Here is a 26,400-nt window from a genome sequence, read left to right as displayed (position 1 = left end):
AGTCCCAACCGCCAGCAACCAGAAAGAAGCAGGACCGTTATCCTGCCGCCCGAGGCTGGACTTCGCCCTTGTTCAGGAAAAATGTCTTGTCGAACAGCGCCAGATCCAGCGGATTGGGCAGACGGACATCCTTGAGATCGGGATAGGCTTTCATCGACGGATCGTAGGACCGATCGATCTGCGAGATGAAGACGAGGATCAGACCTCTCTCACGCGCAAAGGATCGCAACGTCAGGACCTGCACCATCAATTCCGGCTTCTGCCGGTTTTGATCGAGGATTTGCAGGTAATCGATGACCACCAGCGTTCCCTTGGGCATCGACGCCAGCCTCTCGACGATATAGTCGGCGCTGATCGCGTCTGAACAGTCAAATTCGAACCGGTCTTTGAAAGACTCGAACTCAGCGCCAATCATGCGGAAACGATCGAGAACGGCCCTTTCGGTATCCTCCAGTGTGAAGAAGATGCCACGGTTGCCGGCTTTCATCGCCTCGACCGCCAGCCTCAGACTCATCAGCGTTTTGCCGTGGCCCGGACGGGCACCCAGAAGCACCAGGTCGCCAGGATCCAATTGCGCGAACATCTCACCGGCGGGCGTCGTCGCGTCCGCACGAGCTGCAAGCAAGCTCCAGCCGCGGAAACCTTCCTCGGCTGCAATTCGGTCCAGCGCTTCATGCAAGGGAATATTCTCCTCGCGCGACATGAGCCGGGCTTTACGCTTCAAGCGATAAATTGGGCCAGAAAGCCTCATCTGTAAAACCTCCTATCGCGAGCAACGATTGCAACCCCTCCTTATGCTTGGCGCTCGAACAGTCGGTTCGATGATCGATCAGCCCCGCATGAACGATACTTTCCCGGATGGAGGGGGGAGGCATGGGCTTTGCCGGAATCGGACCATAAGCTGATTCTCATCCGGAGGAAATTGCGCGATAGGACAATAACGGCCGCCCGGCCGTCCCGGCTTATATGGCAACTTGGCGCAAGCAAAGCTCGCTCGCCATAGCTGTCGTCGAAACACCCATCAGCAATCATTCATGGACGGTTCATGCGTATTAACTAAGCAAATAAAACACAAACAATACCTGAGGGGAGAGTGCCCATGACGCTTGCTGACCAGTTGGAAATCATCCGCTCTGGAAAAATGTACAACGATCTGACGCCCGAGCTGATCAAGGCTCGAGAGGAGGCCGTTCTACTGACCAACCGCTACAATGCAAGCTTCGGCAAGACGTCCGCAGAACGGGAAAGCATCCTTCGTGAGCTGTTGGGCAAGGTGGGCGAGCACGTGCTTTTCGAGCCGACGTTCCGTTGCGAGTTCGGTCGGAACGTCGTTATCGGCAACAACTTCTACGCCAACTTCGACTGCGTCTTGCTGGACGGTGGCGGCATCGAGATCGGTAATGACGTGCTGTTCGGTCCCCGTGTCGGCATTTACACCTCCAACCACGCAATTGATGCTTCCGAGCGCGCGGCGGGTGCGTGTTACGCGAAGCCGGTGAGGATCGGGAACGGGGTGTGGATTGGCGCCGGGGTACACATCAACCAGGGCGTGACCATTGGCGATGGCGCGATAATTGGGTCAGGTAGCGTCGTGACCAAAGACGTTCCAGCAGGTGTGATTGCAGCGGGCGTTCCTTGCAAGGTAATTAGAGAGATCACCGAGATGGACAGAACGGGTTTTCAGCCCTGAGCATACGGTAGGGCCTGACCGGCAGACAAAAAAAGAGGCCGGGTGGGGGTGCCCGGCCTTGGGAGTTAACTGAGTGCCTCGAGGGCTTATTGCACGTCCATGTGCTGCTGCGGACGCCATCTGGTGATGCGGTTTTCGACGAGCGTCATCACGTATTCGGCACCGAGCGTGACCACCATCACGAGGATGATCGCGGCATAGAGGCCGGCTGCGTCATAGGTGCCCTTGGCGATCGAGATCAGGTAGCCGATGCCGGCGAGCGATCCGACGAATTCGCCGACGATCGCGCCGATGATGGCGAAGGAGAAGGAGATGTGCAGGCTTGCAAAAATCCAGCTCATTGCCGACGGCAGGATGACGTTGCGGGTCACCTGCCAGTTGGAAGCGCCGAGAATGCGGGCATTGGCGATCATGTTGCGGTCGGCTTCACGAACGCCCTGGAAAGCGTTGGCGAACACCACGAAGAACACCATGATGAAGGCAAGCGCGACCTTGGAGGCAAGGCCGAGGCCCATGATCATCACGAAGATCGGCGCGAGAACGACGCGCGGGATCGAGTTGATCGCCTTGATGTAGATCGACAGGATATCGGAAGCGAGTTTGTTGCGGCCGAGAGCGACGCCGACGAGAACGCCGGTCACCGAGCCGATGACGAAGCCGATCAGCGCTTCTTCCATGGTGACGCCGAGATGATACCAGAGCGAGCCGCTCTCGGTGCCCTCGGTGATCCAGTCCCACAGGCGCAACGCGATGCCATACGGGCTGGAATAGAAGAACGGGTCGATCCAGTGCAGATCGGAGGCGACCTGCCAGAGACCAAGGATGGCGAGCAGAATGCCGACCTGCCATGCCACGACAACGTACTTGCGGCGGGTGAGCGCCTTCAGCGCTGCGGCTTCGATTTCCGCATCCGAAGTCCCGGCGCGGAAGATCGGGGCATTGCCTGTTTCGAGGGCTGTGTTTGCCATGATCAATCCTCCCTTATGCCGCTTCAGCGGCACGGCGATAGCTGGTTTCGACCTCTTCGCGAAGGTCATCCCAGATCGTCTTGCAATAATCGATGAAGTTCTGCTCGTAGCGGATCTCGGAGACGACGCGCGGGCGCGGCAGGTCGATCGTATAGACCGATTTCACCGTCGCCGGGCCGGCGGTCAGCACATAGACCTTGTCGGCGAGTGCCACGGCCTCTTCGAGATCGTGCGTCACGAAGACGACGGAAGCCTGGCGTTCGGCCCAGAGCTTCAAGAGCTCCTCATGCATGACCGTGCGGGTCTGCACGTCGAGCGCCGAGAACGGCTCGTCCATCAGCAGGATTTCCGGCTCGTTGATGAAGGTCTGTGCCAGCGAAACGCGCTTGCGCATGCCGCCCGAGAGCTGATGCGGATAATGATGCAGGAATTTTGAAAGCCCGACGCGGGCGAGCCAGTCCTTGGCGCTCTTTTCGGCTTCCGCCTTGGACTTGCCGCGGAACAGCGGGCCGGACATGACATTGTCGATGACGTTCTTCCAGGGGAAGAGCGCATCCGTCTGGAAGGCGAAGCCGACGCGCGGGTCGATGCCGTTGACCGGGCCGCCCATCAGTCGGACTTCGCCGGCGCTTGGCTTGGCAAGGCCGGTGACAAGATTGAGGGTCGTCGACTTGCCACAGCCCGTCGGACCGACGACGGCGACGAATTCGCCGCGCTCGACGGTCATGTTGAAATCGCGAAGTGCGGTCAGCGACTTGCCCGTCGGCGATACGAAACGGCGGCTGACATTAATGAGTTCGATCGCCGGGGTGCGGCGTTCATCCTGTTGCATGGTGCTGATCCTGACGCGTGCCTTCGGGGCGTGCACGCAAAGCCCAGTGAAATGCAAAGTCTCTTGAACTGCCGCTTCCGGAACCTTCCGGAAGCGGCGTTATGACTGCTTACTTGACGTTCTTGACGAATTCAGTCGTGTAGGTCTTCGACAGGTCGATCGTCTTGCCCTTGACGTTCTTGGAGAACTGCGAGAGCACGGCGAGAACCGTCTTCGGACCATCTTCCGGCATCACGCCATCAGCCGTGAACATTTCCTTACCGGCGTCGAGAGCCTTGATGTAGCCCTCCTTGTCACCGACGTAGAAATCCTTCGGCATCTTCTCGGCAATTTCGGCACCCGAATGGGTGTTGATGAAGCGCAGCGTCTTGACGAAGGCGTTTGCGAGCTTCTGCACTTCTTCCTTATGAGCATCGACCCAGGCGGCGTCCATATAAAGCGACGCGGCCGGATAGGTGCCGCCGAGAGCGGCCTCGGTGCCCTTCAAGGTTCTGAGATCGACGAGAACCGAAGCTTCGCCGGTCTTCAGCATGCGCGAGATCGTCGGTTCGGTGGTCATGCCGGCCTGGATGGCGTCCTGCTGCATGGCTGCGATGAAGGTCTGGCCGGCACCGACCGGAACCGGGGTGACGTCAGCCGGCGACAGGCCCGCCTTGGACGCCATGAAGAGCGTCAGGAAGTTGGTGGAAGAACCGAGGCCGGTAACGCCGACGCTCTTGCCCTTCAAATCGGCGAAGGACTTAATTTCCGGATGCTTGGCCGACACCAGTTCCACCTCGCCCGGTGCCTGGCTGAACTGCACGACGGATTCGATGAACTTGCCCTTGGCCTGCAGGTCGACGCAGTGATCGTAGAAACCGACGACGCCCTGGACGGCACCGGCGAGGAGCTGGTTTTCGGCATCGACGCCGGCGGATTCGTTCAGAAGCTCGACATCGAGGCCTTCGTCCTTAAAGTAGCCGAGGCCTTCCGCAAGCTTGGCCGGCAGATAGATCTGCTTTTCATAGCCGCCCACCATGATGGAAATTTTGTCGGCAGCATGCGCTGCCGTGGCGCCGAGGGAAGCGGCGGTCATGACGAGGGAAAGGGCAACGGTATGAAAAAGCGTGCGCGATGAACGCATGAGTGTCTCCTCCTGTTAGGATGCCTGCGTCAGATGTTCGCGCACGGCATGTGCTTCCTCCACGAAGCTGGGCAAGCCTAGCGCGGGCAACCTTTCAGTCAGCTTTCAGCGGAATTCCCGCAGAACGGCATCGCGATTTTTTTCTCAACCACCGCCAGCAGACCTTTTGAAGTTGGGAAGTGCCGGTGTTCCCAATGCAAATATTTGCGAGTACCCACGCTTTGCAATGCTTGTGCGAGTTGCATCAGCAGCAATTAAAGCAGCGGTTTGTGGACGGCAGCGGAGTTCTGGTTGATCGTCGTGCCGCCGTGCTTGGACGGCCGGGGCTCGCTGACCCCCCTGCTGCATCAGCATGGCGGGCCCCGCAAAAAAACAAAAAAATGGAAGTGAAAAAAGGACCCGCTGTTCTTGGTGCAGCGGGCCTAATACTCCAGCAACTTGTCCGGGCGCGGGCACGACCGGACGAAGGGCATTAAGACCACCTAATATAACAGGGTCAAGACGCGATTTCGACCAATTTTGGTTCTCTCACTCAACCAGTGTTAGAGTTTCGTGTCGCGCAATACGCTAGTTCGTTGATTTTATAATAGGAAATATAACCAAGCTTCTCTCGAAAAAAATGAGCGTTATAGCAAAAAATTTTTGCTTCCGGCCCCACTCCGCTCCTCCCGAGAATGACCAATTCCCATAATCACATGGTTGAAAAGACTAACCTTGCGTTATTTAAGAAAAAATTAATGTAGTAAACGCCGTGAGCAGCAGACTGCTCCTGGGATCGCCGACGAAAGATCGGCGCCTGCTGGGCCGCCGGCTCTTGCACCCGTAAAATCTCGAGCCCAGATCCCTGAAGATTTCTGAGTGGCGCATCTGAGACGAGCTATGTTCATCGAGGGAACATCCATGAACATCGTGGGCGCAACTTTGCTTTTATTGGCGACTGCCGATCCGGCATTGGCGATCTCGCGCTATGATTCACTCAAGCAAACCTGCGCATCGATGCAGCAGATAATTTCGCGGGAGCGCGCGGCGCTGCTTCGCTACCCCTCGAAGAGCGGCAATGTGGTGCTCTATGACCGCTATGTAGCCGGCGACGGACAATGCGGAACCGGCCACTACGCAGCTCCCGCCCGCGTACCGACCAAAGACAATCCGGTGTGTCCCTTATACAATTGCAGATCGTCCTCAGACTTTAGTCCACATTGACGCGAAGGTTCTTTTCAGCCGATTATCTCTTTGACGTTCGGGGGAAAATCTCTGGCGCCAGGACTTTTGGTTGAAATTTACCAACATTTAATACACACTGAACGGGCAGATTGGGGACGTGTTCCTTGCCTCCTCCCCGGGCATCTGTAAGGTGGCGCCCGCTGGGGTTCCCCCGTTCGAATGAGGAGATTGCGCAGTGAGTGCAAAAGTACCAAATCCGATTGACGCCTATGTCGGCTCACGCGTGCGCATGCGCCGGCTAATGCTCGGCATGAGCCAGGAACGGCTCGCCGAACAGATCGGCGTTACCTTTCAGCAGGTGCAAAAGTACGAAAAAGGCACCAACCGCATCGGCGCCAGCCGGTTGCAGGCGATCGCAGGGGTTCTGGCTGTCCCTGTCGCTTTCTTCTTCCAGCAGGACAACTCACAGCCGTTGACGACGGAAGGGTTGGGGGCGATCAGTGGCCTTGAAGACCTGTCCGATTTTCTGACGTCCAAGGAAGGTCTCAGCCTCAACAAGGCCTTCATGAAGATCAACGATCCCAGTGTCCGCCAATCCGTGCTGATGCTCATCAAATCGCTGGCCAACGCCTCCGAGCCCGCCGTCGTACATGCGCCGCCTGCAGCCGAAGTTCCTTTCGGCCTCAGAAACTGATCTCCATGCCTCGCCCGAAAAATGGGTGAGGCGCGGATCTTGATCGAATGCTAGATTGTCCCCCCATCGACGATCGCGGAACCCGCCATCGCAGAAAATGCTTGAGTGCGGCGCGTTCATTCAAGCGCAGACGAGTGGCTCCGGCTTTTTGAATCCAGGGCACCTTGTCCGCTTCTAGCTATTTAACCGAAAACAAAGATGTTCTAGCGATTGCGATAGGATAGCAGTCGTCGTAGTGTGAATTCTCAAAAAGATACCTGTGATCACATGACGTGATCGCAAGCGATGCCGAAAGCCATGATTGCGATATCGGGACGCTGCTAGATGCAGTGGGGGCATATGGATTTCAGACTGCTGACATTCGGAGACCTACGTCTCGTGGACGGAACAGGCGCGACAGTGCCTTTTCCCGAAAAGGGTCTGCTGTCGCTCTGCTTTCTGCTGACAAGCCCCTCGCCGCAAAAAAACCGTGCGGAGCTTGCGGAATTTCTTTGGGGCGACATTCCCCTGGATAAGGGGCTTGCCAATCTGCGGCAGACCCTGTCGCGTGTCAAAAACCGCCAGGACGAGCTCGGAATCGGGCTGCTGCTGATCGAGCAGGCGACCGTCAGCGCGAATCTCCAAGCCTTCACCACCGATCTCGCGCTGCTGGATGCGGTGTCGCAAACTAACCCCCACACCGCCCTGGAAGAGTTGCTGCAACTCGGCCGCTGGGATTTTCTTGCCCGCACCGAAGTCATCGGTGGCACGGCCCGAATGTGGCTGCGTACACAGCGGGATCGCATCAAGACAAAGATGCTGACAACACTTCGCGATGCCATTGCGGCCATGGGCAAGGACGCGGACGCCACCATTGTCAAGGAGGCGGCGCTGCGGCTGTTCGAGGCTCATCCCGAAGATGAGACGGTCTACCAGATATTGGGAGAGACCTATGCCGGCGAACCCCAGCTCGAAAGCGCCCGCCATATTTTTGAAAGCCGCAGAAAATATCGCTGGGGCGAATTGCCGGTCGATCCCGATCCGCAGACGTTAAGCGTTGCGCGGCGGCTGTTCGAACGTCAGCGCAGCATCGCGCCGCAGCTTCGGGAGAAAGCGCCGTCGCAGTTGGAAGTCATTCCGCCGGTGCCTCGTGGGCCACCCAAGCTCGCGCTTTTGCCGCCGGTAAACACCTCCAGCAACTATCAGCCTGCCGTCTTTCTCTCGGCAGCGCTTTTGGAAGATATCACCGTCGGTCTTTGCGTGTTGAAGACCGTGACGATGGTAGCGCATTACACGGCGGAAAAGATTGCGCTCAATCTCGACCGGGGTGCAATGCTGGAAAAATACGCCATCAACTATGTGCTGGATACAAGGCTCAGCTTCGACGGCAGCGCCTACTGGCTTTTCGCGCAACTGGTTTACGCTGGCAATGACGAAGTTATCTGGGCCGAGCGCTTCAGCATGGAGGCCCAGGATCTGCCGCGCCAGCATCGCGAAATCGGTCAACGCGTCGTGGCGTCGGTCGCTAGCTATATCGAGCGCAACGAATTTTCCCGCGACTATTTCGAGCGGAATCCGGAAGCTTATCGTCAATATCTGCTCGGCCAGCGTCATCTGAAACATCTCGATTTGCCGGACATCCGTCGGGCCCGCAAGGCATTCCAAGCAGCCCTGAAGGAGAACCCCTATTTCTCGCCTGCTCTCAGCGGCGTCGCGCGCACCTACCATCTCGAGTGGTTGGTGACGGCGCAGGGCGACGCAAGGCTGTTGAAGCTTGCCGAGGAAGAGGCCGGCAAGGCGATTGCGACCGGTCAGGATATCGTGGGCGGCTATCATCAATTCGGCGTCGCCAAGCTCTACCAGGGAGCTTTTGATGAAAGTATCGAGGCCTTCGAACTAGCCGAGACTATCAGTCCGCATTATGCCGACGTCATCGCCGACTATGCCGACACGCTGATGCATGCTTCGAAACCAAGTGAGGCTTTGGAAAAGGTTGAACGCGCCATCAAGCTCAATCCGTTGAGCCCGGACCTCTATTTCTGGACAGCAGCAAGCGCTAACTACTCTCTTCAACGTTATGAGGATGCCGGCGCCTATATCTCGCGTATGGCCGATCCTTCTCAGGCTGCGCGACTTGCCGCGGCAACGGCGGCAATGGCGGGCGACATGCGCAAGGCCAAAGCGTTGGTGCGCAAAGTTAAAGAGACCTATCCTGATTTTAAGATCGATACTTGGCTTTCCATCGTTCCCCTACGAGAACAATGGCAGAAAGACCAATATCGCGAAGGGCTGCGAAGAGCAGGATTTGACTGAGATATTTAACCATTGAGGGGATTTGGGCATGACAAATTTTGTAGTAATCGGCGTTCCCGGCAATTCACAACTTTACCTCGCCGATCTAGGCGCAGGTACTATATCTCCGCTCGCAGCGCCAGCGGGCAGCGATCTCGGCACTGCCGATCAGTTGCGTAATGCCGGCGCAACTATCATTAAGGGTGTCAACCTTGCCGTTGCCGTTGGCAGTTCGGCTGATGCCGCTAATGGTAGGCTCGATGAAGCAGCGAGCATCAGATTGGACGAGGGCCCGGCAAGCGGCAGGCTCGACGAAGCTCCTGCGGGTGGCAGGCTCGACGAGTAACACCAGAGGCGTCGTGGCGGCGGTAATGACTTCAGATCCATCTTTGGTTGAATTCCTCACCCGGAATTCAGGTCGGAAGGAATTTGTCGCCGCCTCATCGCCTTATTCAGACCGTACCTGTTCCGCCGAGGAGACGTTTCGGCGGATCGAACCTTGTCTTGCGGCTCATGGCGTCACCCGCCTCGGCCGCTTGACGGGGCTCGACAAGGTCGGCATTCCCGTCTGGCAGGCGGTCAGTCCGAACGCGCGCTCGATCGTCATCAACAATGGCAAAGGCATCACCGATCTCGATGCCAAGGTCTCAGCGGCCATGGAGGCACTGGAGCGGACTGTTGCAGGCGCACCCGCCGTCAAAACCGTTATTACCAGTCGCCGGCAACTGATGGCCGAAGGACTTCATGCCGATCTCTTGCCATCGCTGATTGCCAAGAGTCAGGCCGATATCGCCGACGACGAAGAGATCACCTGGGCCGAAGGCTATGATCTGATCGCCGCCCAAAAAGCTTGGGTTCCCTTCGACGCAGTCACGCTTGACCGCACTGTCCGCAGTTCGCGCTTCTGGCAGTCTTCCGATGGCCTCGCCTCGGGGAATGTACTGGCCGAAGCCATCCTGCACGGCTTACTCGAACGCATCGAGCGTGATGCCGAAGTCCTCTGGGATATTTCCGAGCCGAAGCTGCGCATGGGCGCCTGCATCGATCCTGCCTCGTTCGCCGATCCAGTGCTGGACGAACTTATCGTGAAGATTACTGCCGCCGGCCTGACGCTGCGGCTCTTCGATATCACCAGCAACATTGGTATACCTGTTATCGTGGCCCTCCTCGGTCCTGGAGAAATCGCAGAAGCGCGGCGTATCCGCTACCTCGATGTTACGATCGGCAGCGGCGCTCATCTATCGCCGGTGCGAGCGGCGATCCGTGCCGTGACGGAAGCAGCGCAATCGCGCCTGACCTTCATCAGCGGCGCCCGCGACGATATCCGTCCCGAGAATTTCACCCGGGAACTACCGGAGAGCATCCGCCGTTGCTTCGACGCCATGCCGAAGCCAGCGGCAAGACCGAATGAAGTCCTGCCGCATGGCGCTGAAGCCCTGTTGCATCTGACCATCGTCCGTTTGCGCCAGGCGGGCATCAATTCCGCCATTGCCCTTTCCCTTGGCGACGCCTCGCTTCCCTTTGCGGTCGCCAAACTCGTGGTGCCGCAACTGGAAAATCCGGCTGGGGACCGCAAGCGCCGCTTCGGCTATCGCGCCATCTCGAAAACGTTGCAACTGCTATGAAGATCCTGTTCGTCGGCCCAACGCTTCCCGATGCCGCCGAGATCGCCGATCCCGGCATCGCTCTCCGTCCGCCGGCAAAGCAAGGCGATATCGTCGAAGCCCTCGAGAATGGCGCGAACGTCATCGGCCTGATCGACGGACTTTTCGAAAATGTCGCGCCCGTCTGGCACAAGGAAATCCTCTTTGCCCTGTCGAAAGGCGTCCGCGTCTATGGCGCCGCCAGCATGGGCGCGCTGCGCGCCGCCGAATGCGCCGCTTTCGGCATGATCGGCATCGGCCGCATCTTCGAGGCATATGCCTCCGGTGCGCTGGCGGACGATTCGGCGGTAGCGCAAATCCATGCGCCGCAGGAACTTGGCCATCTGCCCCTCAGCGAACCGCTCGTCAACGTGCAGGCAACCTTGCAGGCGCTGGCGGAGACCGGCGCGATCAGCGAGATGGAGCGAGACGTCCTGCGAACATGCGCGGAATCGATCTTCTTCAAATCGCTGACCTATCGCTCCCTCGCGGAAACGGCCGACCTGCCGGACCCCTCGCGGCGCAGCGAAATCGCTCGCCTGCTGCGCGCCAATGCGGTCAACCAGAAGCGAGCGGATGCCCTGGACCTGCTCCGCATCCTTGCCGATTGCCCGGACGAACGGCAACAACCACCGCACGACTGGACGTTCCAGGCCAATAGTTTGTGGCGGTTCGCCTTCCACCGCCTTGAAATTGCGCCGTAAAAAGCAGCTCGCAATCCCCGCTCGTGTCACGCTGTATGTCACGCGCCAAGGTGTCCGACTTGAGTTAATGTCTGCTCATGTTCCTGGCGATGAGTATCTAGTTCGCCAGGAACGGGGGCAAAGGGGCATGACATGACAGCAATACTTCCTATCGAAATGGCACATCACGATTCGGATTCACTGAAAGAATTGGCGTCGATCGCACGGTTGATCACCTATGCGCGTCAAAGCGCCAAGAGCATGAACGCCGAATTCCCGGTCTGGTGCCTCGATCTCGCGCTCGGAGCCGTCTTGCAGGAAATGTACGCAAATGGCCTGCAGATGCCGCTCTTCGAAGAAGGCGTAGACAAAGTGAATAGGGCTGTCGCACACTAAGCGCAGTTTTTAGGTTTTCTGGCGGGGGGCCGGAGAAAGATGCCGGTGTGGTTCTTCGGAGCCATGCCGGCATCGCTTTTGTGGCGGGAGCTGATCTCGAAACGTCCGGCGTCGTTTAGCGAACGACTGAAAGCCTATCGGCGCTTCCGATGCGCCTGCACACCCGCCAGGAAGATTGCTATACAATGACGCAGATGCCGCAGCCGGGTTTCGCGGTCTGGCCAGTCGTTCAGCTTGCCGGGATGCGAAATCATCGCGCCGAAGATCATGTTCATCAGCATGCGCGCGCCGCTTGCGGCATCGGCAATCTCGATCAGGCCGCGTTTCTGCTGCAGGCGGAGCCAATCGGCCAGCATCTGCCGCGACTGTTCGGCACCGTAGGTGCGCAGCAGCGACGCCATTTCGGGAAACCGCTGCGCTTCGTTCACGGCAAAGTGAATGAAGGCCTCGCGGTCCCGCTCCGCCACTTCATCGATGTCGATCATGAAAATCTGTTCCAGCGCTTTGTCGAGCGGCAGATTTTCCTTGGGGTCGCGCGGCAGGGCCAGCATCGAGGCACGATGCTCGGCGATGATCGCCATAAACAGCTCGGTCTTGCTCGAAAACAAGCGGTAGAGGGTCTGCTTGGAAATCCTGCACCGCGCCGCGACGAGATCCATGGTCGTGCCGCCGTAGCCAAGCTCATGAAACGTCGCGCGGGCTTCCGCGACGATCTCCGCCCGCTTTGCGTCGTCACTCGCGGTCTTCGGACGGCCGCGCGGGCGGCGAGCGGCAGTTTGCTCTGCTTCCCTAGCTCTTGCCCCCGTCCGTGCTTCCATTCCCAACCTCAAAAAAAGCCAAATGACATTGACATTTATAGCGGTACAAATATTTTCTGTACTAATTGGTACTGTAAATAAGGCAATGGGAAATAGCAACGTGGAAAAGCGCGCCTCTTCTACCCCTGTATTCGTACGTCCGGCGGCATCCAAACGCCTCCCAGCCACACGCATCTCATTGGTTGCCGCAGGGATCGCCGCCACGTTGCTGCTGGCGGGCTGCAACGAGCAGAAGGCCGCGCAAAACAATGCACCGGCCGTCAAGACCGAAGTCAGCGCCATGACGCTGCACCCGCAATCGGTTGCGATCACCGCGGAGCTGCCCGGCCGCACCAGCGCCTACCTGATCGCCGAAGTGAGGCCGCAGGTCGGCGGCATCATCCGCAGCCGTAATTTCAAGGAAGGCAGCGAGGTCAAGGCGGGCGACGTGCTCTACGAAATCGACCCCGCCACCTATCAGGCCGCCTATGACAGCGCCGCCGCCGCTCTGCAGAAGGCAGAAGGCGCCATACCGAGCGCACAGGCCAAGATGGATCGTTACAAGGGATTGAGCGCCCAGAACGCTGTCAGCCAGCAGGACTACGACACTGCGCAGGCGACGCTTGTCCAGGCGCAGGCCGATGTCGCCTCCGCCAAGGCCGCGCTCGAGACCGCACGGATCAATCTCGACTACACCAAGCTGCGCGCACCGATCGGCGGCCGTGTCGATGCCTCGACGGTCACGGTCGGCGCGCTCGTCACCGCCGACCAGACGACGGCGCTGACCACCATCCGCCAACTCGACCCGATGAATGTCGACGTGACGCAGTCAAGCACCAACCTGCTTGAGTTCCGCCGCGCCATTGCGGAAGGCCGATTGAAGACGAGTGGTGACAACGTCTCCGTCCACCTGACGCTGGAAGACGGTTCCGACTACAAGCAGACCGGCAAACTCCAATTTTCGGAGGCCTCTGTCGCCGAGACCGTCGGAACGATCACCGTACGCGCTGTCTTCCCCAATCCGGAACGCGTGTTGCTGCCCGGCATGTATGTTCGCGCAAGCATCGAGGAAGCTGTCGCGGAAAACAGCTATCTCCTGCCGCAGCGCGCCGTCTTCCGCAACACCAAAGGCGAACCGACGGCGATGTTCGTGACCGCCGACAACAAGGTACAGCAGCGTGTGCTGAAGGTGCAACGCAGCGTCGGCAATAGCTGGCTGGTGAACGAAGGCATGCAGGATGGCGACCGTCTGGTCGTGGAAGGCAGCCAGCGCGTCCGGGACGGCCAGGAAGTCAATGTCGCCGCCGTCACGATCGATGACGCGACCGGCGAAGTAAAGCAGGTCGCCGGCGAGCCCGCTGAACAGGCCAAGCTGGAAAAGACCGAAACCCAGCCCGCCTCTGGCGCCCAGAAGTGAGGTAAGCGATGTCGCGTTTTTTCATCGACCGGCCGATCTTTGCCTGGGTCATCGCCATCGTCATCATGCTGGCCGGAGCGTTGTCGATCCTGACGCTGTCGATCTCGCAATATCCGCAGATCGCACCGACGACGGTGAGCATCAACGCGAACTATCCCGGCGCGGATGCCGCAACCGTCGAGAATTCGGTGACCAAGGTCATCGAGCAGGGCATGACCGGCATCGACAATCTCGACTACATGACATCGACGTCGACATCGACGGGCCAGGCCTCCATCTCGCTGACCTTCACCAACAAGGCCGATTCCGACGTCGCGCAGATGCAGGTGCAGAACAAGCTGCAGCTCGTCACCGCGCAATTGCCGCAAACGGTGCAGTCGACGGGTATCACCGTTTCCAAGTCGACATCGAACTTCCTGATGGTCGTGGGCTTCGTGTCGAAGGACGGCAAGCTGAATTCCAACGACCTTGCCGACTATGTTTCCAGCACGCTGAATGACACGCTGAAGCGCATCGAAGGCGTCGGCAACACTCAGATCTTCGGCGCCGGCTATGCCATGCGCATTTGGGTCGATCCGGATAAGCTGGCCAAATACCAGTTGATGGTCAGCGACGTCACCAACGCGATCCAGTCGCAGAATTCGCAGGTCTCGGCCGGCCAGCTCGGCGCGCTGCCGCAGCGAAAGGGCCAGCAGCTCAATGCAACGGTCACGGCCAAGAGCCGCCTGCAGACGCCCGAGCAGTTCAACAACATCATCCTGAAGAGCCAGTCCGATGGCTCGCTGGTCCGCCTCAACGATGTCGCGACGGTCGAGCTTGGAGCGGAAAGCTACACCACGTCGAGCACCTATAACGGCCATCCTTCGGCCGGTCTCGCCGTCATGCTCGCTTCCGGCGCCAATGCCATCAATACCGCGGAAGCGGTGAGATCGACCATCAGCAGCTTGAGCCAGACTCTCCCGCCGAATGTCGAAATCGTCTATCCCTACGACACGACGCCCTTCGTCAAGCTATCGATCGAAGACGTGGTCAAGACGCTGTTCGAAGCTATCGTACTCGTCTTCATCGTCATGTTCGTCTTCTTGCAGAACATCCGCGCTACCTTGATCCCGACGCTCGCCGTTCCCGTCGTGCTGCTCGGCACCTTCGGCGTGCTGTCGCTGTTTGGCTATTCGATCAACACATTGACAATGTTCGGCATGGTGCTGGCGATCGGCCTCTTGGTCGACGACGCCATCGTTGTCGTCGAAAACGTCGAGCGCGTGATGGAGGAGGAAGGTCTTTCGCCGCGCGAGGCGACGATCAAGTCGATGCAGGAAATTACCGGTGCTTTGATCGGCATCGCGACGGTTCTCTCTGCCGTGTTCATCCCGATGGCCTTCTTCTCGGGCTCAGTCGGCGTCATCTACCGGCAGTTCTCGGTGACGATCGTCTCGGCGATGATCCTGTCGGTCATCGTCGCGCTGATCCTCACGCCGGCACTCTGCGCCACCATTCTGAAGAGGCCCGAGCACGGTTCCAAGCAGCGTGGCGCCTTCGGATGGTTCAACCGCAATTTCGAGCGCGCAACGCTTCGCTACCAAAGCGGCATTCACGGCATGATCCGCCTGACGGCGGTCTTCCTGCTGGTGTTCGTGTTGATCGGCGGCGCCGTCGGCTATCTGTTCAACCGCCTGCCGAGCTCGTTCCTGCCAGATGAGGATCAGGGCATCCTCCTGACCGCCATCCAGCTTCCGCCGGGTGCCACGAATTCCCGCACCTGGACCGTACTTAACACGGTGAAGGACTATTATCTCAACAATGAGAAAGACTATGTCGAAGGCGCTTTCGCCGTCGCCGGTTTCGGCTTCAGCGGTCAGGGCCAGAATGTCGGCATCGTTTTCGTCCGATTGAAGGACTTTGCCGAGCGGAAGACGCCACAATCGAAAGCACAGGCGATTGCCGGCCGCGCCATGGGCGCCTTTTCGAAAATCAAGGATGGCAGCGTCTTTGCGCTCGCGCCGCCGGCCATTCCCGGCTTCGGCAGCTCCAGCGGTTTCGATTTCTTCATCAAGGACATCAACGGCGCAGGCCATGCTAGCCTGATCGCCGCCCGCAACCAGTTGCTGGGCGCAGCAGCGCAGAATAAGAAGCTCTTCGGCACGCGTCCCAACGGCCAGGAAGACACGCCGCAATATTCGCTGAACATTGATCAGGAAAAGGCGAGCGCGCTGAACATCGCACTCTCCGACATTGACACGACGCTCTCGACCGCCTGGGGCGGTACCTATGTCAACGACTTCATCGATCGTGGCCGCGTCAAGAAGGTCTATGTTCAGGCGGATAAGAATTTCCGCATGCAGCCGGAGGACTTCGGCCGCTGGTATGTGCGCAATTCCGATGGTGCCATGGTGCCCTTCTCCGCCTTCTCGAAGGGCGAATGGACCTATGGCTCGCCGCGTCTCGAACGCTACAACGGCTCGTCCGCCGTCGAAATCCAGGGTTCCGCCGCTCCCGGCGTCTCCTCCGGCGACGCCATGAACCAGATCGACCAGATCATGGCAAGCTTGCCGCCGGGCTTCAGCCATGAATGGACGAGCCTCTCGGCCCAGGAAAAGCTTTCCGGCAATCAGGCGACCCAGCTCTATGCCATCTCCATCCTGGTCGTCTTCCTGGCGCTGGCCGCCCTCTACGAAAGCTGGTCGATCCCGCTTGCCGTCATGCTGTCGGTGCCGATCGGCATTTTCGGTGCCCTTCTCGCCGCCACCATTTTCGGCCAGTCGAACGACGTCTATTTCAAGGTCGGCCTGCTGACGACCATAGGATTGGCGGCCAAGAACGCCATTCTGATCGTCGAATTCGCGATCGAGCAGCAGGCGAACGGCAAGGATCTGATCCCGGCGACGCTGGAAGCGGCCCGTCAGCGCCTTCGACCGATCCTGATGACCTCGCTCGCCTTCATCCTCGGCGTGATGCCGCTGGCGATCGCCAACGGCGCAGGCTCCGGCAGCCAGAACTCGATCGGCATCGGCGTCATGGGCGGCATGATCTCGGCGACCGTACTCGGCATCTTCTTCATCCCTTTGCTCTTCGTCTCCGTGCGTCGCATCTTCAAGGGCGGGAAGCGGCCGACAAGCACCACTACATCCGAGCCAACCCCGGACACGGCGCACTAGAGCGGTTCAGCGTTTCACGGAATCGCTTTCCCGCTCTACACCTTTGTTTTTACGCATCCCGGACGGAAAACCGCTTCGCACTTTTCCTGGAATTGCTTTAAGAAGCGTCACTTGCATGGCTTTTAAGGGAGGAGAATGCTGTGATCAGGGCTTTGATGATCGAGGCGGAAAACGTGACGCGCTTCCACGAGGTCCCGGAAGGACCGTTGGGCGCCGGCCAGGTCCGCGTCGGTGTCCGGCACATCGGGCTCTGCGGCAGCGACCTCAACACCTTCAAGGGCCTCAACCCCCTGGTGAAGCTGCCGCGCATTCCCGGCCATGAAATCGGCGGCGAGATCCTTGCCGTCGGCCCCGGTGTTGATCCCGCCTATGCGCCCGGCCGCCGTGTCATCGTCATGCCGTACACGAATTGCGGCGAGTGCACCTCCTGCCGCAAGGGCCGGCTCAATGCCTGCCGCTACAACAAGACGCTCGGCGTGCAGCAGGATGGCGGTCTGGCCGAGGAGATCGTGCTGCCGGCTGAAAAGCTGATCCTCAACGATACACTGCCGCCGCGCCATCTGGCTTTGGTCGAGCCGCTATCCGTTGGTTTTCATGCGGTTGAACGCGGACGGGTGGCGAAAGGCGATCGCGTCGTTGTGCTTGGCTGCGGCATGATCGGCATGGGCGTCTTGATCGCCGCCGTCGCTCGCGGCGCCGAGGTCATCGCCGTCGATCTCAGCGAGGAAAAACGCGCGCTTGCCCGGCAATTCGGTGCCGTCGAGGCGATCGATGCGGGCAGCGAGGATGTCGTCGCCAGGGTCAGCGAATTGACGGGTGACGATGGCGTGGATGTCGCTTTCGAGGCGGTCGGCCTGGCCGCGACCTTCACCCAAGCCATCGATCTCGCCTGCTTCGGCGGCCGTGTCGTCTATGTCGGCTATTCCAAGGCGCCGGTCACCTACCAGACACAGTTCTTCAACCTGAAGGAACTCGACATCATGGGCTCCCGCAACGCCCTGATGCGCGATTTTCAAAACGTCATCAGCCATCTCGAGGAGATCGGCGACAAGGCCGATGCGCTGATCTCGAAGGTCTTCCCTTTTGAAGAAGCGGAAAAAGCGCTGCCCTATTGGGATAGCCACCGCAATGCGCTCAAGATTGTGATTGAGCGCGGCGCTTAGCGCTGCGGCGAATGGCGTCTCCGATTCGCCCACGGAATGATGAGGGCCAAATTCCCAATTTAAAAATCTGCCATCGATGATTAATGTGCAATCATTGATGATAGGAGAGGCCCCTTTAGCCAGCATGACGATCCGCAATATCGATGATCATCTGAAGGCACGACTGCGCGCGCGGCAGCATATGGACGATCGATGGAAGATGAGGCACGCGATATCCTGCGAGCTGCATTGTCGACTGAGGAAACACGGCAGCCAAATTTAGCGGAGGCAATTCGCCGTCGGATGGCTGCAACCGGCGGCCTCGTATTGGAGATCGCGCCACGCGAACCGATCCGACCGGTCGAACTTGACCCATGATCATCCTCGATTCAGCGATCACAGGATCGCGAGGAGCAATGCTGGCCACACGCAACGTGCCGGATTTTCTGAACACCGGAATTGCGATGGTCAACCATGGGACCATCGCGGCTGAACCCCGACACCCAATCATGCCGACGTCGAGGACATAGGCGTCTCTGCCGGTTGCTTCGTCGACCACCGACTGTGCAGCTTTGCCAGCATCAGGTAGATGATTGGCGTCGTGTAGAGTGTCAGCACCTGCGAGACAATCAGGCCGCCGACGATGGTGATGCCGAGGGGGCGGCGAAGCTCGGCGCCGGGGCCGGTGGCGATGATCAGCGGGATGGCGCCCATCAAGGCGGCGAGCGTGGTCATCAGGATCGGCCGGAAGCGTTTCAGGCAAGCCTCGTAGATCGCCTCCTCCGACGGCAGGCCGAGCTTGCGTTCGCCCTGCAGCGCGAAATCCACCATCATGATGCCGTTCTTCTTGACGATGCCGATCAGAAGGATGATGCCGATGAAGGCGATGATTGTCAGTTCCGTGCCGCTGATGACCAGCGCCAGCAGCGCCCCGAGACCGGCTGATGGTAGCGTCGAGATGATCGTCAACGGGTGCGCCAGGCTCTCGTAGAGGATCCCGAGGACGATATAGACCGTCAGCAGCGCCGCCAGGAGCAACAGCGGCTGGCTGCTCGAAGATTGTGTGATGCTGGCCGCATCGCCGGCAAAATCCGCATGCAGCGTATCCGGCAGATGCATTTGCAGCACCGCCTGTTGAATGGCATCGTTTGCTGCCTCCAGCGTGGTATTGAGCGCCAGATTGTAGGAGATGGTGACGGAAGGATATTGCCCCTGATGATTGACCACCAGCGGCGCTAGAGTCCGTTCGACCGAGGCCACCGCACTGAGCGGGATCTGGATGCCGCCAGACGCCGGCACGTAAAGCTTGGAAATATCATTGGGATCGCGGGCATAGCTGGGATCGGCCTCCAGCACCACGCGATATTGATTGCGCTGGGTATAGATGGTCGACACCTGCCGCTGCGCGAAGGCGTTGTTGAGCGCCGCGTCGATCGACTGGATGCTGACGCCGAGCCGCGAGGCTTCATCACGATTGATATTGACCGTCGCCTGCAAGCCGTTCGGCTGCCGGTCGGTGGCGACATCGGTCAGCCCCGGCAGCGTCTGCAGGCGTGCCAGCACTTTCGGCGCCCAATCCACCAGCTCGTCGTAATTCGCGCCCCAGAGCGTGAACTGATATTGCGACTGCGATTGGCGCCCGCCGGCGCGAATATCGCCCGGCGAAAACAGGAAGGTGCTGAGACCGGGAATGGCCATCAGTTGCTTGCGCAGCCGGTCTATCACCTCGGAGGTCGAGACGCGTTCCGATTCGGGCTTCAGAGAAATGAACAATTGCCCGCGATTGATCGAACTGGAAAACCCGCCGCCGCCCACGGACGAGCCGACACCGGAGACGGCCGGATCCCTGGCGACCATATCGGCCGCCTGCTGCTGCAGCTTGACCATGGCGGGATAGGAGATGTCGGTCGCCGCCTGCGTGCCGCCCTGAATGAAGCCGGTATCATCCTGCGGAATGAAGCCCTTCGGCACCTTGATATAAAGATAGGCTGATATGACGACGCAAGCGAGGATGACGAGGACGGAGAGCACGCGATGATGCAGCACCGCCTTCAGCGTCCGACCGTAGAAATTGGTGATTGCGCCGAGCGTTCCTTCGACGATCCGGCCGAACAGGCCCGGCCGGGCCTCCATGTCGCGCGCCCGCAGCCGGTGGCCGCAGATCATCGGCGTCAGCGTCAGGGACACCAGGGTCGAGACGACGATGGTGAAACCGAGCGTCAGCGAGAAAGTCTGGAAGAAGCGGCCGACAATGCCGCCCATGAAGAACAGGGGAATAAAGGCGGCAAGCAGTGAAAGGCTGATCGAAACGACCGTGAAGCCGATCTGTTTCGCGCCCTCAAGTGCGGCCCGCATCGGCTTCACGCCGGTTTCGAGATTGGCATAGATGTTCTCGATCATCACGATGGCGTCGTCGACGACGAAACCGACGGAAACGGCAAGCGCCATCAGCGACAGATTGTCGATCGACAGTCCGAAGAGCCACATGGCGGCAAAGGTGCCGCAGAGCGACAATGGCACGGTGACCCCGGCTGCGAAAGTCGTCGTGGCGCGCCGCAGGAAGACGAAGACCACGGCCATGACCAGGCAGATGGTAGCAAGCAGCGTCCATTGCATATCGGTGACGCTGGTATGGATCGTCGTGGTGCGGTCGGAAAGAACCGAGATGTGGACACCGGACGGAATGAGGCTCTGCAATTCGGGGATCAGCGCCTTGACGCCATCCACCGTGGCAATGACGTTGGCGTTCGCTTCCTTGGTGATGTTGAGCAGCACGGCCGGTTTGCCGTCATACCAGGCATCCGAGCGGCTATTGCGCACGCCGGGCTCGACGGTGGCGATATCGGAGAGACGAACGGCCGTGCCGTCGCCGCTCTGCACGATGATCCGGCCATAATCTTCCGGCGTCCGGAGCTGGCCATTCATGGAAATGGAGAAGGCGGCATTGCTGCCGTCGATCGAGCCGATGGGGCCGAGCACATTGGCGTTGACGATTGCCGTGCGAACGCTGTCTAGCGACAGACCCATGGCGGAGAGCCTGTCGGGATCGAGCCTGACGCGCACGGCCGGCTGGTCGGCGCCGCTGACCGTGACGCCGCCGACGCCGTCCACCTGCGAGATGCGCTGTACCACCACGGTATCGGCCGCGTCATAGATGGCGCTTGGCGACACATTGTCCGATGTCAGCGCCAGGATCAGCACGGGCGCCGCCGCCGGGTTGATCTTGCGGAAGGAAGGCAAGGTCGGCAGATCGCCGGGCAGGTCGGTCGCCGCCGCGTTCAGCGCTGCCTGCACGTCCTGCGCCGCGCCGTCGACGCTGCGCGACAGATCGAATTGCGCGACGATGCTGCTCGATCCAAGCGAACTGACCGAAGTCAACTGCGTGATGCCGGCAATCGTGCCGAGATGTCGCTCCAGCGGCGCCGCGACGCTTGCCGCCATGCTGGCGGGGTCGGCGCCGGGGCGGCTGGCGGAGACGACGATCGTCGGCAGATCAACAGTCGGCAGGCTCGCCACCGGCAGAAAACGATAGGAAACGATGCCGAGGATCATCAGCCCGATCGCCAGAAGCGTCGTTCCGACAGGACGTTTGATGAAAGGCTCGGAGAGGCTCATGTCCCGCCACCCGCGACTTCGTCCAGTTCCGGAGCCGGCGTGCCCGTCGGACGCCCGACGATCCGGGCACGCAGGCTTTCGAAAGCAAGATAGATCACCGGCGTCGTATAGAGCGTCAGAAGCTGCGACAGCACCAGGCCGCCGATGATGGTGATGCCGAGCGGGATGCGCAGCTCCGCTCCGGTACCTTGCGCCAACGCCAATGGCAGTGCGCCGAAGAGCGCCGCAAGCGTCGTCATCATGATCGGGCGGAAACGCAGGATCGAGGCTTTCAGGATCGCCTCGCGCGGCGCCAACCCCTCCTTGCGTTCGGCCTCCAGCGCGAAGTCGATCATCATGATCGCGTTCTTCTTCACGATACCCATCAGCAGCACGATGCCGATCAGTGCGATGATCGACAGGTCCTGTCCGAACAGCATCAATGCCAGCAGCGCACCGACGCCCGCCGACGGCAAAGTCGACAGGATCGTCACGGGATGCACGGCGCTCTCGTAAAGCAGGCCAAGGACAATATAGATCGTCACGACAGCCGCCAGGATCAGCCAGGGCTCGCCCGCAAGCGACGAGGCAAATTCCTCTGCATCGCCGGAATAATTGCGCTGGATCGAACTTGGCATGCCGATATCGCGCTCCGCCGCCTGAATCTCGGTGACGGCCTCGCTGAGCGACGCGCCCTTGGCGAGATCGAAACTGAGCGTCACGGCCGGAAACTGTTCGTCATGGCTGATGACCAACGGTGCCGTCATGAACGACGCCGTCGTAAAGGCGTTGAGCGGCACCTGTGTATCGCTGGCGCCGGCGACGTAGAGCTTGTCGAGAGATTTCGGATCGGACTGATATTGCGGTGCAGCCTCGAGGATGACGCGATACTGATTGACTTGCCCGTAGATCGTGGCGATCTGGCGCTGGCCGAAAGCGTCGTTCAGCGTGTCGCTGACGGCCTGCATCGAGACGCCGAGTCGCGAAGCGGTTTCGCGGTCGACATTGACGAAGATGCGGCCGCCGCCCATCTCGACTTCCGAGGCGACGTCGATCAGCTTCGGGCTCTGCTGCAGCCGCTGCGCCAGTTTTTCCGCCCACTCCACCACCGTCGCCGTATCCGTGCCTGTCAGCGTATATTGATAGGGCGCACGGCTGACGCGCGTGCTGATCGAGATGCCTCGCACGCTCTGGAACGTAACGTGGATGCCGGGCAGATCGGCCACTTCACCACGCATGCGGTCGATGATATCGGCCGCCGACGCCGCGCGCTGGCTCCTGGGCTTCAGTACCAGGCTGAGATTGCCGGTGTTGGGCGTCAGGTTGGTGGCGCTGGTGCCGACAACCGAGACGATACCGGTTACGTCAGGGTCTTTGCGTAACCGCTCGGCCACGATCTCCTGCGTCTGCTTCATCGCTTCGAAGGAGATGGTCGGCTCGGTTTCGACGACGGCGGTGATCAGGCCGGTATCCTGCGGCGGCAGGAAGCCTTTCGGAATGACGATGTAAAGGGCGATCGTAGCGGCAAGCGTTGCCACCGTGACCAGCAGCATGAATCCGCTGCGGTCCACCGCCCAGACGAGGCTGCGACGGTAGCCTTCGACCAGCCGTCCCATGCCGCGATCGGTGCCCGCCAGCAAACCGCCGCGATGCTCCTTCGGCTTGCGCAGGATGCGGGAGCACATCATGGGCGTCAACGTCAGCGAAATCACCGCCGACACCACCACGGCGATGGTCAGCGTCAACGCGAACTCGCGGAACATACGCCCGACGATGCCGGTCATGAACAGCAGCGGGATGAAGACGGCGATCAGCGAGAACGTCAGCGAGATGATGGTGAAGCCGATTTCGCCGGCGCCCTTCAGCGCCGCCTGCATCGGGCTCTCGCCCTCCTCGATATGGCGGGCGATGTTCTCGATCATCACGATGGCATCGTCGACGACGAAACCGGTGCCGATGGTGAGCGCCATCAGCGATAGATTATCGAGGCTGAAGCCGGCGAACCACATGACGCCGAAGGTCGCGATCAGCGACAGCGGCAAGGCCACGCCGGCGATGAAAGTCGCCGTCACCGTCCGCAGGAACAGGAGAACGACGAGGATGACCAGGCCGATGCTGACGACGAGCGTCCATTGTACGTCATGGATCGAAGCACGGATCGTCTCGGTGCGGTCGTTGACGATGTCGAGCGAGATACCGGCCGGCAGCGCCTGCTTCAGCCGCGGGATCTGCTTCTGCACGCCCTCGACCGTCTGGATGACGTTGGCGCCCGGTTGGCGCATGATGTCGAGGATGACAGCCGGCTGACCCTGATACCAGGCGCCGACCCGGTTGTTCTCCAGCCCTTCGACGACGGTGGCGACATCCTTCAACTGCACCGGCGCATTGTTGCGATAGGCGACGATCACGGACTTGTAGATGTCGGGATCGACGATCTGATCGTTGGCGGCGAGCGTGAAGCTCTGCTGCGTGCCGTCGAGCGCGCCCTTGGCGCCGGCAACGCTGGCATTGGTGATTGCGGTGCGCAGATCCTCCAGCGCCAGACCATAAGAGGCAAGCCGCGGCAGGTCGGCCTGGATGCGGATCGCCGGCTTGACGCCGCCCTGGATGTTGACATCGCCGACCCCTGAAACTTCGCTTAGTCGCTGTGCCATCATCGTATCGGCGAAATCGCTGAGTTCGCGGATCGAATAGCTGTTGGAGCGCAGCGCCAGCGTGACGATCGGCGTATCGGCGGGGTTCACCTTCGAATAGGTCGGCGGATAGGGCAACGTGCGCGGCAATGTCGAACCGGCGGCATTGATCGCCGCCTGCACATCCTGGGCCGCGCCATCGATATCGCGGCCGAGATCGAACTGCAGGGTGATCTGGCTGATGCCGAAGGCACTCGAGGAGGTCATCGACGCCAACGACGGGATCTGCCCGAGCGGCCGCTCCAGCGGCGCGGTCACCAATGCCGCCATCGTATCGGGATCGGCGCCCGGCAGTTGCGTCGTCACCTGGATCGTCGGAAAATCCACCTGCGGCAGCGGAGCGACCGGAAGGAAGAGAAAGCCGAGAATGCCGCCCAACAGCACCGCGACCCCGAGAAGCGAGGTGGCGACAGGCCTGGAGATGAAGAGCGACGAGACGTTCATTGCTGTTGAGTTGACGTAGCGGGTGGATTGGTGGAAGCGGCATCGCCCCCGCCGGTATTGGCGTTGGGATTGGCATCATTGCCGCCGGCACCATCCGCCTTCTGCCTGCGGTGACCACCATTGCCACCGCCCTGGCCATTATGCTGGCGATGCGGCCGCTGGCCATCACTGGCCGTATTGCCGTTGGTTTGGGTCTGATTGGTTTGGTTTGCGTTTTCGGCAACCGGCTGCCCATCGACCGCGGGCGTCGTTGCAGGCGGTGCGCCCGCGCCGGCCCCTTCGGAAATCTGTACTTTCGAACCGTCCTGTAGGCGCGCAAAGCCCGTCGTCACCACCTTGTCGCCCGGGGCTACGCCATCGGCGATGACGGCCTGTACATCGTCCTGCTGGCGCACCGTTACCGGCTTCATGGCAACCGTTTGATCCTGTCGGACGATGTAGACAAAGGTGCCGTTCGGGCCACGCTGCACGGCAGCGGTCGGAATGACCGTCACGCCCTTCAGCGTCTCGACAAGCAGGCGGGCGTTGACGAAGGCGCCGGGCCAGAGCGCCAGCTTGTCGTTCGGAAAATTGGCCTTCAGCTTCACCGTACCCGTGGTGGGATCGACCTGGTTGTCGACCACCGCCAGCGTGCCGTTGTCGATCACCGTCTGACCGTTGCTTGCGATCGCCTGGACGGAAAGCGCACCCGCCGCGCTCGCCGCATTGACGCGGGCAAGCTGCTGCTGCGGAATGGAGAACAGGATGGAAATCGGCTTGATTTGCGAGAGCGTCACTATGCCCGTCGCGTCCGACGAGCTGACGAGATTGCCGACATCGACATTGCGGATACCGGTGCGCCCGTCGATCGGCGCTTCGATCGTCGTATAGTCGAGCGTCGCCTGCGCGCTTTCGATGGCTGCCTGGTCGGACTGGATCGCCGCCGTATATTGAGCCACAAGCGATATCTGGGTATCGACCTGCTGCTGCGTGCCCGAAGCGCTCTGCACCATGCGCTGAAAACGATCGAGATCGCGTTTCGCGCCGGCCAGCAATGCCTCGTCCTGCGCCTTCTTGCCAATGGCCTGGTCGAGCTGGGCCTTATAGACGGCATCGTCGATGCGGGCGATGACGTCGCCCTTCTTGATGTCCTGGCCTTCCTCGAAACCGATTTCGACAATCTTGCCGCTGACTTGGGCGCGAACCGTCACCGTGTTCAGCGCCTTTACCGAGCCGACACCGTCGATATAGACCGGGACGTCGGCGGATTTCGCATCCGCCGCCAGCACTGGAACCGGACCGGTGAATTGCGAAAGACTGCCACGCCGCCGTCCGCCGCCTTGGCCAAAACCCTGCCCCTGATTGCCACGGTGTTCGCCCTGGGCCTGCTCGCCGGGCGCGGCCGCGCTCTGATAGCCGAGCAGACGCTCGGCACTGCCAAGCCAGCGATCGCGTGTCACATAGGCGCCGTAGGCCACGGCGCCAATCACTGCTACCGACATCAGGACCCGAAATGTCCGAGCCATCAACATACCTTCCTTCACAGCTCCGGCTTCAATGATCTGCCGGTGCGATATAGGCGCGACTTTAGCTTGCAGCTTGTCGCTTAGGAATTTGGTAGGGCCATTAAATTTTGTCCATTTTTGTGTGGCTTAGCGCAACAAACTGTTACATTGGACGAAAACCAGGGTTGTGGTTGCAAATGAGCAAGGGCA

The 26,400-nt window shown here is 60.2% G+C and carries 19 protein-coding genes and 1 pseudogene; 12 read left to right on the top strand and 8 right to left on the bottom strand.

Features of this window, described 5'->3' with window-relative positions; all coding sequences use genetic code 11:
- Window positions 1-37: 37 nt before the first annotated feature.
- Window positions 38-751: a DNA helicase gene (locus PH547_RS12020; protein ID WP_104824715.1), complete on the bottom strand. Its 714-nt coding sequence runs from the start codon at window positions 749-751 to the stop codon at window positions 38-40.
- 348 nt (window positions 752-1,099) lie between these two features.
- On the opposite strand from PH547_RS12020, the gene PH547_RS12015 reads away from it, so the two are divergent.
- Window positions 1,100-1,690, top strand: a complete 591-nt coding sequence (locus PH547_RS12015) for a sugar O-acetyltransferase (RefSeq protein ID WP_104824716.1) — start codon at window positions 1,100-1,102, stop codon at window positions 1,688-1,690.
- A gap of 86 nt (window positions 1,691-1,776) precedes the next feature.
- Here the strand turns inward: PH547_RS12015 and PH547_RS12010 are convergent, their stop codons facing one another.
- From PH547_RS12010 to PH547_RS12000, 3 genes are all read right to left on the bottom strand, one after another.
- The gene (locus PH547_RS12010) at window positions 1,777-2,658 is read right to left on the bottom strand and encodes an ABC transporter permease (protein WP_104824717.1); all 882 of its coding nucleotides are present in this window, start codon (window positions 2,656-2,658) and stop codon (window positions 1,777-1,779) included.
- A 13-nt stretch (window positions 2,659-2,671) separates the two neighbouring features.
- A complete protein-coding gene (locus PH547_RS12005; protein WP_104824718.1) occupies window positions 2,672-3,490 on the bottom strand; it encodes an ABC transporter ATP-binding protein in 819 nt (272 codons plus the stop codon).
- A gap of 109 nt (window positions 3,491-3,599) precedes the next feature.
- Window positions 3,600-4,613 carry an ABC transporter substrate-binding protein gene (locus PH547_RS12000; protein WP_260303196.1) on the bottom strand — a complete coding sequence of 338 codons (1,014 nt, stop codon included), beginning with the start codon at window positions 4,611-4,613 and terminating at the stop codon, window positions 3,600-3,602.
- A 900-nt stretch (window positions 4,614-5,513) separates the two neighbouring features.
- Between PH547_RS12000 and PH547_RS11995 the strand changes: the two genes are divergently transcribed.
- From PH547_RS11995 to PH547_RS11965, 7 genes are all read left to right on the top strand, one after another.
- On the top strand, window positions 5,514-5,816 hold the full coding sequence (locus PH547_RS11995) for a hypothetical protein (RefSeq protein WP_104825259.1): 303 nt from the start codon (window positions 5,514-5,516) through the stop codon (window positions 5,814-5,816).
- Window positions 5,817-6,012: 196 nt separating this feature from the next.
- Complete coding sequence (locus PH547_RS11990) at window positions 6,013-6,471, top strand: helix-turn-helix domain-containing protein (protein WP_104824720.1); 459 nt, start codon at window positions 6,013-6,015, stop codon at window positions 6,469-6,471.
- A gap of 339 nt (window positions 6,472-6,810) precedes the next feature.
- Window positions 6,811-8,763 (top strand): tetratricopeptide repeat protein, encoded by a 1,953-nt coding sequence (locus PH547_RS11985; RefSeq protein ID WP_104824721.1) that lies wholly within the window; start codon window positions 6,811-6,813, stop codon window positions 8,761-8,763.
- A gap of 28 nt (window positions 8,764-8,791) precedes the next feature.
- A complete protein-coding gene (locus tag PH547_RS11980; RefSeq protein ID WP_104824722.1) occupies window positions 8,792-9,088 on the top strand; it encodes a hypothetical protein in 297 nt (98 codons plus the stop codon).
- Between the two features lie 25 nt (window positions 9,089-9,113).
- A complete protein-coding gene (locus PH547_RS11975) occupies window positions 9,114-10,367 on the top strand; it encodes a YcaO-like family protein (protein ID WP_285168319.1) in 1,254 nt (417 codons plus the stop codon).
- Window positions 10,364-11,089, top strand: a complete 726-nt coding sequence (locus PH547_RS11970) for a TfuA-like protein (RefSeq protein WP_104824724.1) — start codon at window positions 10,364-10,366, stop codon at window positions 11,087-11,089. The genes PH547_RS11975 and PH547_RS11970 overlap by 4 nt, the downstream gene beginning before the upstream one ends.
- A 132-nt stretch (window positions 11,090-11,221) precedes the next feature.
- Complete coding sequence (locus PH547_RS11965; protein ID WP_104824725.1) at window positions 11,222-11,464, top strand: hypothetical protein; 243 nt, start codon at window positions 11,222-11,224, stop codon at window positions 11,462-11,464.
- A gap of 134 nt (window positions 11,465-11,598) precedes the next feature.
- Here the strand turns inward: PH547_RS11965 and PH547_RS11960 are convergent, their stop codons facing one another.
- Window positions 11,599-12,282, bottom strand: coding sequence for a TetR/AcrR family transcriptional regulator (locus PH547_RS11960; protein ID WP_104824726.1), 684 nt, complete (start codon window positions 12,280-12,282; stop codon window positions 11,599-11,601).
- An 85-nt stretch (window positions 12,283-12,367) separates the two neighbouring features.
- On the opposite strand from PH547_RS11960, the gene PH547_RS11955 reads away from it, so the two are divergent.
- The 4 genes and pseudogenes from PH547_RS11955 to PH547_RS11940 all read left to right on the top strand — a co-directional run bounded on the left by PH547_RS11955 (window position 12,368) and on the right by PH547_RS11940 (window position 18,353).
- Complete coding sequence (locus PH547_RS11955) at window positions 12,368-13,678, top strand: efflux RND transporter periplasmic adaptor subunit (RefSeq protein WP_104824727.1); 1,311 nt, start codon at window positions 12,368-12,370, stop codon at window positions 13,676-13,678.
- Window positions 13,679-13,686: 8 nt separating this feature from the next.
- Window positions 13,687-16,833 (top strand): efflux RND transporter permease subunit, encoded by a 3,147-nt coding sequence (locus tag PH547_RS11950; RefSeq protein WP_104824728.1) that lies wholly within the window; start codon window positions 13,687-13,689, stop codon window positions 16,831-16,833.
- Between the two features lie 140 nt (window positions 16,834-16,973).
- Window positions 16,974-17,996: a zinc-binding alcohol dehydrogenase family protein gene (locus PH547_RS11945; protein ID WP_104824729.1), complete on the top strand. Its 1,023-nt coding sequence runs from the start codon at window positions 16,974-16,976 to the stop codon at window positions 17,994-17,996.
- 97 nt (window positions 17,997-18,093) lie between these two features.
- Window positions 18,094-18,353: pseudogene (locus PH547_RS11940) on the top strand (FitA-like ribbon-helix-helix domain-containing protein).
- 129 nt (window positions 18,354-18,482) lie between these two features.
- Here the strand turns inward: PH547_RS11940 and PH547_RS11935 are convergent.
- The 3 genes from PH547_RS11935 to PH547_RS11925 are packed head-to-tail and all read right to left on the bottom strand — an operon-like array spanning window position 18,483 to window position 26,211.
- Window positions 18,483-21,590, bottom strand: a complete 3,108-nt coding sequence (locus PH547_RS11935; protein ID WP_104824730.1) for an efflux RND transporter permease subunit — start codon at window positions 21,588-21,590, stop codon at window positions 18,483-18,485.
- Complete coding sequence (locus PH547_RS11930; RefSeq protein WP_104824731.1) at window positions 21,587-24,706, bottom strand: efflux RND transporter permease subunit; 3,120 nt, start codon at window positions 24,704-24,706, stop codon at window positions 21,587-21,589. Before PH547_RS11930 ends, PH547_RS11935 begins: the two co-directional genes overlap by 4 nt.
- The gene (locus PH547_RS11925; protein ID WP_104824732.1) at window positions 24,703-26,211 is read right to left on the bottom strand and encodes an efflux RND transporter periplasmic adaptor subunit; all 1,509 of its coding nucleotides are present in this window, start codon (window positions 26,209-26,211) and stop codon (window positions 24,703-24,705) included. The genes PH547_RS11930 and PH547_RS11925 overlap by 4 nt, the downstream gene beginning before the upstream one ends.
- Window positions 26,212-26,400 lie beyond the last annotated feature (189 nt).

Origin of the sequence: Rhizobium cerradonense, assembly GCF_030182455.1 — a bacterium.
GTDB lineage: Bacteria > Pseudomonadota > Alphaproteobacteria > Rhizobiales > Rhizobiaceae > Rhizobium.
Note: the sequence above shows the minus strand (reverse complement) of the source record. Positions and strands in the feature narration are given on the sequence as shown.